We start from the raw sequence: 1,261 nt of genomic DNA, 5'->3' as shown, positions 1-1,261 counted from the left end.
AGCCGAAGTCATCCGCCTGTCTTTGGCCGATCAGGAATGTTTCGCGCAAGCGCTGCTGTCGCCGCCGCAACCGGCCCCAGCTCTGGAACGTGCCTTTGCCCGTCGCCGCAAACTCTTGCGCGCTGAATGAGCGGCGCACCGTTCCGGCTCGCGCCGCTCGATGCCGCACATGATCGCGCTGCCTTTCGCAGTGATTCGGAGCCGCTGAATCGCTACCTGCAAGAGCAAGTCACGCAGGACATTCGTCGCCGCGTTGCCGCCTGCTTCGTGGCCCTGGCAGACGGGCCGCGCATTGCGGGCTATTACACCTTGGCCTCGGCAAGCCTGCTGCTGGCCGATCTTCCGGCCAGCATCGGCAAGAAGCTGCCGCGCTATCCGACCGTGCCCGCCGTTCGTATGGGCCGCCTGGCTGTCGATCAGGAATTCACGGGCCAAGGTCTCGGCGGTGCGCTTCTGGCTGACGCGCTCGAACGTGAAGCCCGTTCGGAGATTGCCGCCTTCGCCCTGATGGTGGACGCCAAGGACGAGGGGGTAGCGGCTTTCTACCGACATCATGGCTTCATTGCCTTGCCTGACCCGCCGCTCACCCTGTTCTTGCCGCTGGCGACCGTTCAGCGTTCTTGAAACTCGCCGTTCCAAGCCGTTTGAACCGAGAACGGTTTTCGAGAACTCCCCGGCCACATCGACACTAGGCCGTGCCGTCTTCTCGACAAAGCTTCTCGCAGACCTTCGTTTGCGAGAAGTAGCACGCTAGTCCTTAGCGTGCTTTAAATTCCGTTTTCTGAGACGACCCCAAGTGAATTGATGGATAAAAGGGGAATTACAAACAGGTAGGGGCTGGGTTATGCCAATCTTCGCCGGATCAGACTGTAGTGGTCAACTAATTCCGGACACCTCGATTAGCCGATCGCCGCCGGCGCGCCGCCATACAAGAAGGGAGACACAGCCATGCACGAGCACCACCCGATCACCGACCCCGTCTGCGGCATGACCGTCAAGCCGGAATCGCCGCACCGCTTCGATCACGACGGCCGCGAGCCCGCGTTTGCCGGAAGGCGGTGCGCGCGGATTGGCTGCCTCGCCGTCCGCGAGAATGGCGTCGTAATCCTTGCGGCAGGACGCAAGGCGTTCGGGCGTCAGCACGCCGCCGCCTGATCGACCTCATGGCAAGCGGCGACCAGCAGTTCGATCAGGCGGTTGGCCCAAGCCTGCCCCATCTCCTCGAAGGCGTAGGTCAGTTCCCGCAGGTGATGGGCGTTAC

The 1,261-nt window shown here is 62.6% G+C and carries 3 protein-coding genes; all 3 read left to right on the top strand.

Translation table 11 applies throughout. The features are described from left to right. Nucleotides 1–10 precede the first annotated feature (10 nt). Nucleotides 11–130 (top strand): DUF1778 domain-containing protein, encoded by a 120-nt coding sequence (locus ABZ208_RS39110; RefSeq protein WP_356914201.1) that lies wholly within the window; start codon nt 11–13, stop codon nt 128–130. Further along, nucleotides 127–624 carry a GNAT family N-acetyltransferase gene (locus ABZ208_RS39105; RefSeq protein WP_356914200.1) on the top strand — a complete coding sequence of 166 codons (498 nt, stop codon included), beginning with the start codon at nt 127–129 and terminating at the stop codon, nt 622–624. Before ABZ208_RS39110 ends, ABZ208_RS39105 begins: the two co-directional genes overlap by 4 nt. Nucleotides 625–948: 324 nt before the next feature. After that, on the top strand, nt 949–1,155 hold the full coding sequence (locus tag ABZ208_RS39100) for a hypothetical protein (protein WP_356914199.1): 207 nt from the start codon (nt 949–951) through the stop codon (nt 1,153–1,155). Nucleotides 1,156–1,261: the final 106 nt, after the last annotated feature.

This window comes from Streptomyces sp. NPDC006208 (assembly GCF_040613775.1).
Lineage (GTDB): Bacteria > Actinomycetota > Actinomycetes > Streptomycetales > Streptomycetaceae > Streptomyces.
This window is presented reverse-complemented; position numbering and strand designations above follow the sequence as displayed.